The sequence below is a fragment of the Komagataeibacter xylinus genome (assembly GCF_009834365.1).
In the GTDB taxonomy this organism is placed as follows: Bacteria; Pseudomonadota; Alphaproteobacteria; order Acetobacterales; family Acetobacteraceae; genus Komagataeibacter; species Komagataeibacter xylinus_D.
Genome location: NZ_CP041348.1, coordinates 2,061,597 through 2,075,865, shown reverse-complemented (window position 1 = coordinate 2,075,865; position 14,269 = coordinate 2,061,597). Strand labels below are relative to the sequence as shown.

Annotated in this window: 15 protein-coding genes; 7 read left to right on the top strand and 8 right to left on the bottom strand. The window is 66.3% G+C overall.

Annotated elements, in window-relative coordinates:
* Positions 1 to 14: 14 nt before the first annotated feature.
* Complete coding sequence (locus tag FMA36_RS09865) at positions 15 to 3,350, bottom strand: AsmA-like C-terminal region-containing protein (RefSeq protein ID WP_159263841.1); 3,336 nt, start codon at positions 3,348 to 3,350, stop codon at positions 15 to 17.
* A gap of 65 nt (positions 3,351 to 3,415) precedes the next feature.
* Here FMA36_RS09865 and FMA36_RS09860 point away from each other — a divergent pair, with 65 nt between their 5' ends.
* Both FMA36_RS09860 and FMA36_RS09855 read left to right on the top strand, forming a co-directional pair.
* Positions 3,416 to 6,463 carry a bifunctional [glutamine synthetase] adenylyltransferase/[glutamine synthetase]-adenylyl-L-tyrosine phosphorylase gene (locus tag FMA36_RS09860; protein WP_206065075.1) on the top strand — a complete coding sequence of 1,016 codons (3,048 nt, stop codon included), beginning with the start codon at positions 3,416 to 3,418 and terminating at the stop codon, positions 6,461 to 6,463.
* 83 nt (positions 6,464 to 6,546) lie between these two features.
* The gene (locus FMA36_RS09855; protein WP_159263839.1) at positions 6,547 to 7,056 is read left to right on the top strand and encodes a peroxiredoxin; all 510 of its coding nucleotides are present in this window, start codon (positions 6,547 to 6,549) and stop codon (positions 7,054 to 7,056) included.
* Here the strand turns inward: FMA36_RS09855 and FMA36_RS09850 are convergent.
* From FMA36_RS09850 to aat, 4 genes are all read right to left on the bottom strand, one after another.
* Positions 7,050 to 7,361: a hypothetical protein gene (locus tag FMA36_RS09850; protein WP_159262177.1), complete on the bottom strand. Its 312-nt coding sequence runs from the start codon at positions 7,359 to 7,361 to the stop codon at positions 7,050 to 7,052. The two genes, FMA36_RS09855 and FMA36_RS09850, sit on opposite strands and share 7 nt — an antisense overlap.
* A gap of 127 nt (positions 7,362 to 7,488) precedes the next feature.
* Entirely contained in the window at positions 7,489 to 8,085 is a 597-nt protein-coding gene (locus tag FMA36_RS09845; protein WP_159262176.1) for a DUF4412 domain-containing protein, read from the bottom strand.
* A 34-nt stretch (positions 8,086 to 8,119) separates the two neighbouring features.
* Positions 8,120 to 8,800 carry a hypothetical protein gene (locus FMA36_RS09840; protein WP_408885612.1) on the bottom strand — a complete coding sequence of 227 codons (681 nt, stop codon included), beginning with the start codon at positions 8,798 to 8,800 and terminating at the stop codon, positions 8,120 to 8,122.
* A gap of 50 nt (positions 8,801 to 8,850) precedes the next feature.
* Positions 8,851 to 9,534, bottom strand: coding sequence for a leucyl/phenylalanyl-tRNA--protein transferase (aat, locus tag FMA36_RS09835; protein WP_159262174.1), 684 nt, complete (start codon positions 9,532 to 9,534; stop codon positions 8,851 to 8,853).
* 83 nt (positions 9,535 to 9,617) lie between these two features.
* Here aat and FMA36_RS09830 point away from each other — a divergent pair, with 83 nt between their 5' ends.
* Together FMA36_RS09830 and FMA36_RS09825 are read left to right on the top strand one after the other, a co-directional pair.
* A complete protein-coding gene (locus tag FMA36_RS09830; protein WP_159262173.1) occupies positions 9,618 to 10,592 on the top strand; it encodes a 2-hydroxyacid dehydrogenase in 975 nt (324 codons plus the stop codon).
* 25 nt (positions 10,593 to 10,617) lie between these two features.
* On the top strand, positions 10,618 to 10,800 hold the full coding sequence (locus FMA36_RS09825; protein ID WP_159262172.1) for a hypothetical protein: 183 nt from the start codon (positions 10,618 to 10,620) through the stop codon (positions 10,798 to 10,800).
* Between the two features lie 74 nt (positions 10,801 to 10,874).
* Here FMA36_RS09825 and FMA36_RS09820 read toward each other — a convergent pair whose 3' ends face one another.
* From FMA36_RS09820 to FMA36_RS09810, 3 genes are all read right to left on the bottom strand, one after another.
* Positions 10,875 to 11,720, bottom strand: a complete 846-nt coding sequence (locus FMA36_RS09820) for an EcsC family protein (protein WP_159263836.1) — start codon at positions 11,718 to 11,720, stop codon at positions 10,875 to 10,877.
* A gap of 178 nt (positions 11,721 to 11,898) precedes the next feature.
* Positions 11,899 to 12,312 (bottom strand): EVE domain-containing protein, encoded by a 414-nt coding sequence (locus FMA36_RS09815; protein WP_159262171.1) that lies wholly within the window; start codon positions 12,310 to 12,312, stop codon positions 11,899 to 11,901.
* Between the two features lie 9 nt (positions 12,313 to 12,321).
* A complete protein-coding gene (locus FMA36_RS09810; RefSeq protein ID WP_159262170.1) occupies positions 12,322 to 12,615 on the bottom strand; it encodes a YciI family protein in 294 nt (97 codons plus the stop codon).
* Between the two features lie 177 nt (positions 12,616 to 12,792).
* Here FMA36_RS09810 and FMA36_RS09805 point away from each other — a divergent pair, with 177 nt between their 5' ends.
* Genes FMA36_RS09805 through ccmE form a run of 3 tightly spaced genes read left to right on the top strand, consistent with a single transcriptional unit; the run spans position 12,793 to position 14,257 of the window.
* Positions 12,793 to 13,593 (top strand): heme ABC transporter permease, encoded by an 801-nt coding sequence (locus tag FMA36_RS09805; RefSeq protein ID WP_159262169.1) that lies wholly within the window; start codon positions 12,793 to 12,795, stop codon positions 13,591 to 13,593.
* A complete protein-coding gene (gene ccmD, locus FMA36_RS09800) occupies positions 13,590 to 13,736 on the top strand; it encodes a heme exporter protein CcmD (protein ID WP_078524585.1) in 147 nt (48 codons plus the stop codon). Before FMA36_RS09805 ends, ccmD begins: the two co-directional genes overlap by 4 nt.
* Complete coding sequence (ccmE, locus tag FMA36_RS09795; RefSeq protein ID WP_159262168.1) at positions 13,733 to 14,257, top strand: cytochrome c maturation protein CcmE; 525 nt, start codon at positions 13,733 to 13,735, stop codon at positions 14,255 to 14,257. The genes ccmD and ccmE overlap by 4 nt, the downstream gene beginning before the upstream one ends.
* The last annotated feature ends 12 nt before the right edge of the window (positions 14,258 to 14,269 follow it).

The window sequence follows — 14,269 nt, the reverse complement described above, 5'->3', positions numbered from 1 at the left end:
TTTTCCCCGTGAGCTCAATGCACATGCATGAGGTTGCGCAGGAAGCCGGGCAGCAGCATGGCATAGGGGTTCACATGCACAGCTGGATTACCCATCGGTCCGGTCACCTGATAGGTGGCCGACAGCACGCCGCCATTCTTCTCCGGGCTGAACAGCCAGCCCAGCAGGCCAGGCAGGTGGCCGGGTGCGGCATTGACCGCAAAGGCGGGGATGATGGTGCCATCAAGGTTGAGGGTCTTCTTCTCCAGGTTCACCTCACCTGACACCGTGGCCCCGAGGGATGCGTTGCTGACCAGCCCGTCAGAGATATGGATGTTGCCTTCATCCATCTTCACGGGCGCGTTGAGCTGCTCGATCTGCATGCCCGGCGCATGCGGCGCGCGCAGCCAGCCATAGATCGAGGCGTTATTGGCCAGCCTGACAATGGCGGGCACGTTGCGCAGCTTGAACGGCCCCATATGCACCGTGCCCGAGAAGGGAGCCGTGGCCGAACTGTCATCAAACTGCCCGGTGATGTCGGTCACACCCCCCTGCATCTCGTCGGTCACCTTCATGTCATGCAGCAGGTCGCCCAGGCTTGCCACATGCACGTCAAGCAGGCGGGCATTGCCCTGCTGGGTCAGGTGCGCCTGCGCGGGCACCGGGCCTTCCACCGTCAGCACGCCACGGGTCAGGCGCACGCCATTGGTTTCAAGGTGGCTGTGCACGTTGGTCAGCGTATCGGTGGGGCCGTAATACAGGGTGCGGGCATCGACGTTCAGGTCCCACCGGCGGCCCGGCGGACCGTTGACGCGCCCGGTCGCCATTTCAGGCATGTGGTAGCCGCCGCTATCGCCCTGATGGGCGGCCACCTTGGTCGCCGCCGAACTGTCAGGCGCGGTCTGGAACGAGACCAGCGGCGAGAGGTCAAGCACCTTCGCCGCCACATTCACGCCAATGGGGTCGCTCTCGCGCTGCGGCAGCAGCACCGAGGCATTGCCCACCGAACGCCCGATACGAAAGCCCCGCAGCACGAGGCGGCGCGTTACCCCGCCCGAGGTCTCGGCATGGCCATCAATCAGCAGGTCGGGGCCGACGGCGCGCATGTTCTCGATGCCCGCGATCTGCCCGTGGTCGAGGTCAAGCTCAACCGAGGCATTGGCCTCCTGCCCCACCTTCTTGGACCAGATGGGGATGGCCAGCGCCGCGCGATCAAGATCAAGGTCGATATTCACCTGCGCCTTGCCGCCCACGTAGCGGTCGTAATCCACATCAAGCAGGGCGCTGCCCGAGAAATGCTCGCCCATCTCGAATCCGGCCCGCTTCACCCCCTCCGGCGTGACATGGCCCTGCAGGCTGGCACTTTCCACCGCATGGACCATCGGCCCGCTGCGGAAGTCCATGGTGTAGATCACGCTTGACGGAATGCCCGCCAGCACGCCCGTGCCCTGCAAAAGCAGGCCGTTGGTGGTGGCATCGATGCCCAGCGCGCCATTATCGAGCGGGCGCCCCACCACCACATTGCCCAGATGCACCTGTGCCAGATCGGTATGGCTGCGCAGGTCGATCTGGTCGAGGCGCACATGCGCATCAAGCGGCAGGGCTATGTGCAGCGACACATTGGCCCGCCCCGACGGATGCGTGAACGACATGGGGTGGCGAGAGAGCACGTTGAGCCGCGGCTCGGCCAGCAGCGCCAGCACATCGCGCGCATTGCCAAGCAGGGTCACGTTGATGTCGCCGACCTGCACCTTCTCGTTCAGGCCGGTAATGCGCATGGAGCCGGGGCCGACCTCGATACGCCCGGTGCCCGTGGCATCGACATGCCGCCCCGCGAGATCAACCAGCTGGTACGCATGGCCGAAATGGATCATGATCTCATCGGGGCCATCAAAGGTCAGATGGGCATCCATATCATGCAGCGGCGGAATGGGGCTGAGCCAGTGCAGTTCCATCGTATCGGCATCGATCGTGCCGCCCAGCGAGGCAAGATTCATTCCCCCCCAGCCCTTGTGGCTGGTCAGGCCCATATTGACCTGCAACTGCCGCACATGACCATGCGGTATGTTTTCGGTCACCCACCGGCGCGCGCCTTTCATGGCGGCGGGCGGCCAGAACGCACCAAGCGTTTCAAACTCCAGCGCCCGCGCATGCGCGCCCACATCAAGCTGCACGTGGGCAGGCTTCATCAGCGATGCGGCACTCAGCGCCGCCGTGGCGTTCAGCGTGGGGCCGCTGCCATCATCATCGGCATGGCCCGGCGCGCGCAGGTGCAGTTCAAGGTTGCGCAGCGCCACCTTCAGCGGGCCATCAAACGGCGCGCTGGCCGGTCCCGGCCCCAGCGACCCGGCAAGATCGGCCACCCCCTCGCCCACCAGGAACTGCCCGGCCTTGCGCGTGGTGACCTGCCCGTTGCCAGCATCAAGATGCAGCGTGAAGTCGCGCGGCATGAGAAAGCCCTGATCCTGCCCCCCATCGCGGAAAGCGACCTGCAGCCGTCCGCCCACCGGCAGGTCGAGCGGGGCGACTTCCTTCTGCCCCGGTGCGAAGGCCGCCGGGCTGATGGGGTCGAGCACCAGCGTCCAGTCCACATGACGGGGGCCGGCATGGGTGCCCTGCCCGTGCAGCACCAGCCGCTCGCCATTGCCTTCCAGCCCGAGGCGGACATCGCCCTCCACCCCTTTCTGCCCGGTATCGTTCACCACTTTCAGCCGGGCATCCGCCTCGCCCAGCCGCCAGTTGCGCCCGGTCATGCGATCGGTGAACTGCACATGCGTATCCGACACCACGGCCTGGCGCAGCGCGGTCATATCGAGGGGGGATTGCTCTTCGGGCTTGTGCCCGGGATAGGGCGTGTCCGGGCCGAGATCGAGGCCGATCTTGCCCTCATGGCTGCGCGCGAGCTGCAGCCGCCCATGCGAGACCGACAGCTCAAGAATGCGCACGACGCCATGCGCCAGCGCCGGGGTGTCGAGCGTGATGCGGCCCCGGCGCAGCGTATCGGCCACGTGGCCATCACGCCGCGCAATGCGCACATCCTCCACCCAGATCACGAACGGCGCACGCAGCCCCTCATGCATCGCATTCCAGCCCAGCCGCACATGCTCGGCCGACAGGCTGCCAATAATATCCTCATGCCGGCGCCCATGGGCCACTGGCAGCGGCATGAACAGGCGCACCACCGGCGTAACCTCAAGCGGGCCTGCCGAAAGGCGCATGGTCAGCACCAGCAGCAGCACGGCAGGCAGCGTAATGCACAGCAGCACCAGCCACACCACCACGCGGCCTGCGGCCAGCACCGCACGGCGCACGCGGCTCGGGCGCGGTGGCACGGGGCCGGGCGGCGGCGAGGCTTGACCTGCCTGCGTCATACCGTCCACGCTACGCTCCCGCGCCAATAAGCGTGCATTCCCAGTCTCTTGCCGGACACTTCTCCATGGATCAGCCCATACCGCCCCTGCCTGCGCCACATCCCTCGTGGCAGGGATGCACATGGCCGCGGGCCGCCGACCCGCGCGCGGCCCGTATCCTGCGCGAGAACCTGTCCGACGCGTGTGCGCGCGCAGGCCTGCCCGACCTCGCGGCAACACCGGGCATCATGCCCATGCTCGATGCGGTGGGAGGCAACAGCCCCTACCTGGCCGACCTCGCCCTGCGCGATACGGAAGCCTTCGCCACCCTTGTGCATGAAGGGGCGGATACCTGCGTGCGGCGCATCCTCGCTGCACTTAACGACCTGCCGCCTGACACGCCCCGCGCCAACATCATGGCCGAACTGCGCGAGGCCAAGCGGCAGGCGGCGCTGGCCATAGCGCTGGCCGATATCGGGGGCGCATGGTCGCTCGAGCAGGTAACCCTGGCACTGAGCGAACTGGCCGAGAATGCACTGAACGCAGCGCTCAGGCATCTGCTGCTCCAGGCGCACGAGACGGGGCGCCTGCGCCTGCGTTACCCCGAAACCCCGTGCCGGGGCAGCGGCTTCGTGGTTCTGGCAATGGGGAAGCTGGGCGCGCGGGAACTGAACTACTCCTCGGACATAGACCTGATCATTCTGTATGACCCGGACCGTCACCCCGGCAATGGGGAACTGCGACATACCTTTGTGCGCATGACTAGCGATCTTGTCACGCTTATGGAAGCGCGTGATGCAAATGGTTACGTTTTCCGCATGGATCTGCGGCTGCGCCCCGACCCGAGCGCCACCCCCGCCGCCGTGTCGTTTCCCGCCGCCATACAGTATTACGAGAGCATGGGCCGCACATGGGAGCGCGCGGCCATGACCAAGGCCCGCCCCGTTGCGGGCGACATCACGGCGGGGCGCCGTTTTCTCAAGACCATTCATCCGTTCATCTGGCGCCGCCATCTGGATTTTGCGGTAATTGATGACCTGCATGACATGAAAGCCCGCATCGACCGCCACCGTAACGCAGGCCACGCCAACCTGGACAGCCTGCCCGCGGAAGATATCCGCAACCCCGACACTGCCATGCGCTGGCTGCTGGGCCAGAACGTCAAGCTCGGGCAGGGTGGCATCCGCGAGGTGGAATTCGTGGCCCAGGCCCTGCAGCTTGTCTGGGGCGGCAGACGGCCGGAGCTGCGCGACCCCACCACGCTTGGTGCACTGCGCAGGCTGCGCCGGGCTGGCCTGCTGGCGCGTGAGCAATCCGCAATACTGGCCCGCAACTACCGCATGCTGCGCCAGGCCGAGCACCGGCTGCAGATGCGCCTCGACCACCAGACCCACAGCCTGCCCGACACGGCGGACGGATTCGCGCGCTTCGCCACCTTCATGAACATGGGCCCGCCCGATGAACTGCCCGGCAGCCTGCTTGCGGTCATGCAGCGCTCGCGCCGCATCTTTGACCAGCAGTTTGCCGAAAGCGGCCCACAGGACATCACCATCGCGCCCGAGGATGCCGATGCCGCCGACCGCCTGCGCGCGCACGGCTTCCCCGCCGCCGACATTACCGACGCGCTGGCCATTCTCAACCGGTGGGAGGGCAACCGCCTGCGCGCCCTGCGCTCGGACCGCGCGCGCAAGCTGCTGCGCCGCCTGCTGCCCGGCCTGCTGGCCGAGATGGGCCGCCGCCAGCAGCCGCTGGCCGTGCTGCGCCGCTTCGATGCGCTGCTGGAGCGCCAGTGGGCGGGGGTGCAGTTCCTGTCGCTGCTCGAGCGCAATCCCGCCCTCATCCACCGCATCGTGACCGTGCTGGACTGCGCGCCCTTCCTGGCCGACCATCTGGCCGAGACGCCCTCGGCACTTGATGGCCTGCTTGACATGGATGGCGGCCCCGGCGCGGTCAGCACGGTGACAGTGCTGGCGCGGCGGCAGGTGGCGGCGGCGCAATCGGCCGAGCAGGTGCTGCCCGTGCTGCGCGGACTGGTGTGCGGCGAGGAGTTCCGCCTGTCCGTCGCCCGCCTCGAGCACCGCATGAGCGAGGACCGCGCTGCCCGTGCCCGCACCGCCATGGCCGAGACGGTCATGCGTGGCCTGCTGCGCGTGGTCAGCGCCGAGCACCGCCAGCGCCACGGCACCGTGCCCGGCGGCGCGGTGGCGGTGGTCGCACTCGGCAAGGTTGGCTCGCGCGAGATGATGCCCGGCTCGGACCTGGACCTGATGGTGGTGTTCGACCACCCCGAAGATGTGGTCGAGAGCGTGGTGACCCCAGGCGATGGCCCGCGTGCCCGCCCCCTTTCCGCCGGAACCTATTACGTGCGGCTGGCGCATGCCTTTGTCGCCGCCCTGACCGCACCGGGGCGCGAAGGCCCGCTCTATGAGGTGGACATGCGGCTGCGGCCCTCGGGCTCGAAGGGGCCGGTGGCGGTCTCGCTCTCCGCCTTCCGCCGCTACCATGCCGAATCCGCCTGGACATGGGAGCGCATGGCGCTGACCCGCGCGCGGGTGGTGGCAGGTCCGCCCGTGATCGCAGTCCCGCTGCGTGCGGCCATCGCCACGGCCCTTGGCCACGCGCCCGGCACGCCACAGGCCCGCGCGCAGGTACTCCATGACGTGCGCCACATGCGCGAACGCCTCGCGCGCGAACGCCCCGCCTCCAGCCCATGGGACATCAAGCGCCGCCGGGGCGGGCTGATGGATGTAGAATTCGTGGCGCAGGGGCTGCAACTTGTTGCATCCTCGCCCGCCTGCCGCAGCCAGTCCACCCGCACCGCGCTGCTGCGGCTGGCACGGGCAGGTGAAATCAGCACGGCCGATGCCCGCCTGCTGCGCCGGGCCGATCTGTTCTGGCGGGCATTGCAGGGGCTGATCCGCATCATCTGCGGCCATGACGTGCCTGATACCATTGCACCCGCAAGCCTCGAGATCCTGACCGGCGAGGTCGGCGCCGCCGATGCGGCGGGGCTGCTCGCCCGCATGGACCGCATGGCCAATGATGTCGCTGGCGTGTTCGAAAGGCTGATTGTGCTCACGGATGCGCCCGATGGCGGAGAAGAAGGGCATGGCAGAGGTTCCCCCGCCGCCTGAAGCATTGCATGATCGCCCCCGTTTCAACCCCGCCGGGGCCAGCGCGTGACGTGGCCCCCGCACCCGGAGCAGCAAGGCAGGTCATGAGCAAGGCTTCCATCCCTTTTCCCGAACCCGGCAGCGCCGTCCCCGATTTTGACATGCCCGCAAGCGGTGGCCGCACGGTCAGCCTCAAGGGCGAGCAGGGTCACCCCTTCGTGCTGTATTTCTACCCCAAGGCCAACACATCGGGCTGCACGAAGGAGGCCTGCGAATTCGAGGCCGCCCTGGCCGACCTGCGCAAGGACGGTGTAAGCGTGATCGGCGTCTCGCGTGATGGCATGCCCGCCATCGAGAAATTTGCAGCCGACCATGCCCTCACCTTCCCGCTTGCCTCCGACGCGGATGGAAGCGTGACCGAGGCCTATGGCGTGTGGGTGGAAAAATCGATGTATGGCCGCAAATACATGGGCATCGAACGCGCGACCTTCCTTGTCGATGCCACCGGCCACCTGGTTCAGGCATGGCGCAAGGTGAAGGTCACGAACCATGTGGCCGCCGTGCGCAAGGCCATTACGGCCCTGACGCTACAGGCTGGCGCTACAGGTCAGTAATACGGGCGCGGCGGGCCATATGGGCCATAGACCACGACGCCCGGCGGGGGCGGTGGCGGCGGGGCGTAATAGGCCACCGGCGGAGGCGGCGGCGGGGGACGGTAATAGACTGGCGGCGGAGGGGGTGGCGGCGGGCCAAAGGCATCAACCATGGCACCGCCAACGATACCGCCCACCAGGCCTCCCACCAGCCCGCCTGCAAACGCATCGCCCGCGCCACGCCCGTGGGCCTGGGCCTGCGGTGCCGCCACTGCCATCGCGGCAAGAAGGGTCAGCCCCGCTGCAATACGCCCCATGTTCTTCATGACCTGTTTCCTGATCCTGTCGTGTTCCGGTGGGGCACATGGCCCCGCCAGAACCGTTTAGACCGGATGGACATGGCGATTTACGGGCAGGGTCCGCCCTTTTCGTGCCATAAAGCGGACCGGCCTGTTACGGATGGGCCGCGCGCAGTTCCTTCAGCCCCGACGGGGTCTCGAACACGCTCGCATCCTGCGTGGCGTGGTTGACCGATGTCGCCTCGACCATGACCTTGCCATCGCGGATGACCTCAAGCATCACGCCGTCATCGGTATAGCAGATCTCGCTGGAGCGCTGGTCGGTGTCCTGTGTCTGCCACAGGGCACAGGGCAGGCCCGCCACTTTCGAGACACCCGTGCGCAGCCAGCTGCCCTGCGCGCGCTGGCCCATCTGCACATTGGCCGCACCGGGGGCAGGAATGACGGTCTTGATCTTCTGGTCGGCGTTCACCACCGTCAGCGTGCCCGCGTGGTAGTCGGTAATCATGTAGGTGGTGGCATTGGCGGGATCGACGCGCTGCATCATGCGGCTGGCCGACCACCGCATGCGCTGGCTCATGGTCTGGCTCGTGTCATGCGGGGGGTAGATGGTGTAGGTCACGTCCACATCGCTCTGTGGGGTGACGTAGGGGGATGAAGGCTCGTCAGCAGCCCGCGCGTGGCCTGCGCCCGCCACAAGCAGGCAGGCCAGCAGGGCGGTCCGGCCCAGGGCTGGGGTAATCCGTGTCACGTCATGCAATCCTTGAAAAAAACGGGCAGGCCGGTCAGCCACCCTTGTTGTCTCTGGTGGCAGGCGTGCCGGGTGGTGGTGGCGGATCGACCTTGCGGTAGCCCTCGGGCGGCTGGAACATGCTGTCGGGTATGGGGCCATAGACCACTTTCGTCGCCTCCAGGCGGCCTTTCAGCCCATCGCCATCCACCCCGATCTCCTGCAGCACCACGCCATCATCGGTCACGCAGGCGGTGGCGTTGCCCTGGTCGGTCGTGACATCCCACTGCGTGCAGGCAACGCCCGCCACGCTCGACGTGCCCTTGCGCGCGAACGTCATGGACAGGTCAAGCAGGAAGGGGTTGCGGATGCCGTAACGGGCATCAAGCTGGCTGTACACCTTCTGCGGATTGATGATGATGGTGACCTGGCGGCTCATGCGGTTGAGGATCGTCTCGCCCATGCCCTGCGGGCTGTCGATTCGCATCAGCCCGCCATTATAGGCAAACCATGTGCGTATCGGCTTGGGCTCGGGCACGCCATCGGGCTGCACGTTATAGTCCACCTGCACGTCACGGGTGGGGGTGAGCGGCGGATGCACGCCCGCACCGTCCTGCGCCCGTGCAGCGCACAGGCCCGTGGCGGACAGCGCCACCGCCACAAGCGCCACCCTGCCCGGCAGCCGCGTGCGCCTGTTCATCGCGCGCCGCGCCGGGCGGGCCGTTGCATGCTTCATTACATATTCCCTTTCATCTGCGCAGACGGAAGCCCGCATGCACCGCCCTGTCAACCGCCTGCCCCATCCGCCCCGCCCCGCAGGGCCAACAGGGCAGCGTGCAGCCGCGCGCCCTCATCATTACCCACCCATGCCGCCTGCCCCGCAACCGCGCGGGCCAACTGGCGCATATAGTCGTCAGCCGGGATCTCGATCCCGCCAAACCCGGCAAGATGGGCCGTGCCGAACTGCGTATCGAGCAGCGTGAAGCCGCCAAGACGCAGCCGGGCCACCAGATGCACCAGCGCCACCTTCGAGGCATCACGCATGCGGCTGAACATGCTCTCGCCAAAAAACGCCTGCCCTATGACCACGCCATACAGCCCACCCACCAGGCGGCCCTCATGGCGTACCTCCACGCTATGGGCATGCCCCATGGCGTGAAGCTGGCAGAACAGGGTGCGGATGCGCGGGTTGATCCACGTGTTCTCGCGCCCCGGCGCGGGTTCCGCGCAGCCATCCATCACGGCGGGAAAGTCATGGTCGGCCGTAACCCCGAACCGCTGCGACAGCACCGTGCGCATGAGCCTGCGTGGCACATGAAAGCCGCCATCAAGCGGCAGGATGCCGCGCATTTCGGGGTAGAACCAGTCCAGATCATCGGAACGGGCATCGGGCGCCATGGGGAACAGCCCCGCCCTGTAGGCACGCAGCATAAGGTCCGGCGTGATGGGAACCGTCTCTTGACCCGTCATGTTCTTAGGATAACCCTTTCGCACGCAATCATGGGCATGATCGCCCCCCGCATGCACCCATCTGGCAGGAGAAACCATCCCCCATGTCCGACACCCGTCCCCGCCTTCTGCTGACCCAGCGCCAGACCCTTCCCGTAATGCAGCGTATTGAACAGAGTTTTAACATATCTGGCGTGCCAGAACATAAACTCACAACGCGCGAACTGCTTGAGGGTGCCCGCGCTTTCCAGCCGCAGGCGATCCTGATTTCCACCGGCCTGCTGCTGCGCCACGATGATGTGGCCCAGTTGCCCGACTGCGTGAAGGTCGTGGCCACCGTGAGCGTGGGCACCGACCATCTCGACATTGCAGCCCTGCACGCGCGCGGCATCATTGTAACCAACACGCCCGACGTGCTGACCGACTGCAATGCCGACATGGCCATGCTGCTCATGCTTGCCGCCGCCCGCCGGGCGGGTGAATACACCACGCTGATGCGCCAGGGCTGGGGGCGCGGGCTGGCCATGGACGAACTGCTCGGCACGCGCATCAGCGGCAAGCGGCTGGGCATTGTAGGCATGGGCCGCATTGGCCGCGCCGTGGCAAAACGCGCGCGCGGGTTTGACATGCAGGTGATGTATTCCAACCGCCGCCGCCTGCCGGCCGGGCAGGAGGAAGGCGCCACCTATTTCAGCACCGTGACCGACATGCTGCCGCATTGCGACATACTGAGCCTGCACCTGCCTGCATCACCCGAAACCGATGGCATGATCAATGCCGACCTGCTTGGCCGCCTGCCCAGGGGCGCCATTTTCATCAATGCCGCGCGTGGCACGCTTGTTGATGAGGATGCGCTGATCGCGGCGCTGAAAAGCGGCCAGCTTGCCGCGGCAGGACTTGATGTGTACCGCAACGAGCCCAACCCCGATCCGCGCTTTCTCGAACTGCCCAACGTGTTCCTGACCCCGCACATGGGCAGCGCCACCACCGAGACACGCAGCGACATGGGCATGCTTGCCCTCGATAACGTGGAGGCCGTGCTGAACGGACGCGCCGCCCTGACCCCGGTCAAGAGCTGACCGGCCCCTTTACGGAGAAGCGAACATGGGCATTGCCGGTATTTTCGTCATTTTCACGCTGCTTGCCATCGGGCTGGACCTGCTTGCCCCCCGCTACGGGGGCATACTGGGCACGCTGCTGAAGTTCTATCTGGGCTTCCTGCTGGTGGCGACGTGCATCGAACTGCGCAACGCCTTCCGCCCCACCGTAACGAAAGAGGAGACCTGACTCAGGCTTTCTCAAAAACAAAAACTTCAAAAGAACGCCGCCTTTAAAAAAGGCGGTGCCCAAAAACTTTTATCTCAGGCTTCGCGCGCCTGGTTTGCGGCATGGGCCTTGAGGTCGGACGCGGTGCGGCGCACTTCAGGCCCGTATTCACGCTCGAGCCTGCGAATGGTGAAATGCGCCTGCGCCACCGCGCGGTAATGCGACAGGAACGCCGCGTTGAGCGAGGCCCCGCACAGGGCGCCCGCCACCGGCATCATCTGCAGCGCGAATTTGCGTGACAGGCCCAGCCCGTAATGGGTAGCGACCTCGCTGACCAGCATCACCACCGGGCGGCCACGCAGCATGGCGCGGGCGGAGAAGTAACCCAGTTCGCTTTCCTCAGCAGCACCTTTCTTGGCGCCAAACGGAAAGGCCCGCAGCGCAAAGACTTCAAGACAGGCCGCGCGCGAGGCTTCGGTTGAGAGATCTTCGCCATTCTCACGCGCAATGCGGGCGATCTCGCGCATGATGGTCATGGTGGTGAAGCTTACATCCGCCATCAGCCCCGGCAGGCCGGTAAAGCCACCCACCGCGCCGGACACGGTCACCGCCGCCTTCAGCGCGGGGTCGCGCCATGTGCCGCTGGTGCTGGCCTCGGCCGAGACATCATGCGGGCGGTCCATGCCCACAACCGAGAGGTCGAACGCACGGCGGATGGCCGCCTCCGCCGTCGCCTGCAACTTGGCCTGCAGCGTGGGGGCAAGCCCCAGCGTGCGCATGCCCAGCATGGCCGCCTGCCCCACGGCGCCGCCCATGAGGTCGGCAAGGCGCACCAGCACGCCCCGCCCGGTCTCGACACGTTCCAGCGCCTGCTGGAGTTCAGTGATACACGCGCTGTCCAGCGTCAGCGGCGCCAGTTCGTTTGCGGAACCTGCACTCATTACAATGCCCTTCGCCTGATCTATCGTACCGCGCGCCAGCCCCCCGCAGCCGCGCAAGGCACGCGGCTGCATGGGGCCAGCCGCAACGCCCATGCGGCAATTGCCACCGTTTCAGCACCATGATGGCATTCTTGCAACGGGCATGAGCATGCCCGCAGCCATGAAACGCGGGCGTAGCCTAGCTGTTCCAGCCCCCCATGCGGCACAGATGCGCCCAGTGCGCTTCCGATACCGGCACGACGGAAAGGCGCGACTGCCGCACCAGGGCAAGGTCGGCCAGCGCCGGATCGGCCTTGATTTCGGCCAGTGTGACGGGGCGTGGCATGGGGCCTGTGGCGCGCACGTCCACGCACACCCAACGGCCATCTTCCGCCGTGGGGTCGGGATAGGCCTCGCGCACGACTTCAACCACGCCCACGATCTCGCGGCCCACGTTGGAGTGATAGAAGAACGCCCTGTCGCCCACCTGCATGGCGGCAAGGTTCTTTTTCGCCTGGTGGTTGCGCACGCCGGTCCAGGGTTCAACACCGTTTTCCACCTGCTCGGCCCACGAAAATGCGTCCGGCTCGGACTTGATCAGCCAGTAGGCCATGACCGTTTTCTACTCCACCCGCAGCCCATCACGAAAAACTGAACGGAACGGACGGATCACCACGCTCTCGAACAGGTCCACCTCGGCATAGGGGTCGGCGGCCGCGAATCCTTCCGCTGCCGCGCGGTCGGCCACATCCACCACCAGCAGGCTGCCGCAGGGGCGGTTTTCCGCGTCCAGCAGCGGTCCGCCCTGCACCAGGTGCTGCTTGTGCTGCTCAAGGTAGGCAAGGTGGCGCTCACGGGTTGCCTTGCGGGTTTCAAAGCTGGCGGGCCGGTCGGTGCAGATGATGGCAAACAGCATGTTTTATCCTCCTGAAGGCCTGCTGTCTCATGATTGGGACAGGACTGGCCGTGTCTTTTTTAACGCGATAGTGTAGAGCAACAAAACGTCAGCCCCTACTCACCCGTAGGGGAAGGCCGGAATTTCTTGACCGTTTTCATTGCAGGGACAGGTGCCCCCGGCACGGATGGATCAACCTTGAACGCAACGCAGAGCCTTACCGCGCGAACCGGTAACCTTTTTCACCGTTATGCCAACCCTGGCCGTTTCCTGCGCATGGGGGCGAAGCTGCAGCCGTGGCTGACATGGCCCGCCCTTGTGCTGTCGGTAGCCGGAATCGTGTGGGGGCTGTTCTTCTCCCCCGCTGACTGGCAGCAGGGCGACAGCGTGCGCATCATGTACGTGCATGTGCCTACTGCATGGCTGGCATCATCAGGTTATATGGGTCTGGCGGTGTGCTCGCTGCTCTCGCTGGTGTGGCGCCACCCGCTGGCCGACCTTGCAGCGGTGGAAATCGGGCCGGTGGGTGCCTCCATCACCGCCGTTTGCCTTGCTACCGGCTCGCTGTGGGGCAAGCCTATGTGGGGCACATGGTGGGTGTGGGATGCGCGGCTGACCTCGGTGCTGGTGCTGTTCTTCCTGTATCTGGGCCATATCGCGCTCATCCGCGCGTTTGACGAGCCGCAGCGCGGCTACCGCGCCGCCGCCATCCTTGGCCTTGCGGGGGCGGTTGACCTGCCCATCATCAAGTTCAGCGTGCAGTGGTGGAACACCCTGCACCAGCCCGACAGCATTACGGTGACCGGCGCGCCCACCATGTCCACCTCCATGCTGTGGCCGCTGGGCCTGACCACGCTGGGCTTTACGCTCGGCTTCGCCGCCATCGTGCTCGCCCGCCTGCGCGCCTCGGTCATGGAAAGCCGCGTGCGCACCATCCTTGCCGCCAACCGGGGCCGCCAGTCAGCCGCCGCCCCCCAGCCCGATCGCGCCACCCCATGACCCACCTGCCCTATATCGTGGCCGCCTATGGCCTGACCCTTGGCGTGGCCGCCATCCTGTCGGTCAATGCCACACTGCGCCTGCGCCAGGCCCGCAGGCGCCTTGCCGCCATTGAACAGCCACGGACACGCCAGCCCTCATGACCCGCAAGAGCAGACGCCTGTGGCTGGTGGTGGCGTGCATGATCGGGCTGGGTTCGGCCGCGGCCCTTACGCTCAATGCCTTTTCCTCCAATATCGTGTTCTTCATGGCGCCCTCGCAGGTGCATACCAAGCCGCCGCCGGCTGACCGCACCATCCGCCTTGGCGGCATGGTGGTGGCCGGCAGCGTGCATCAGGAGAAGGTGAAGGACGCTCCGGTCGCCATTTTTGACGTAACCGACGGGCAGGCCGCCGTGACCGTGCGCTACGAGGGCATCCTGCCCGACCTGTTCCGCGAGGGGCAGAGCGTGGTGGCGGTCGGCACCGTCAACCCTGATGGCACGTTCCGCGCCAGCGAGGTGCTGGCCAAGCATGACGAGACCTACATGCCCAAGGAAGTGGCCGAGGAACTGCGCCGCAGCGGCAAGTGGGACCCGCGCTTTGGCAAGGCCCCCGATGCCGCAAGCTGGAACACCATGACCGCCGCAGACAATGCGAAAAAACCGGCCACCCAGACGCCCTAACGGAAACTGACA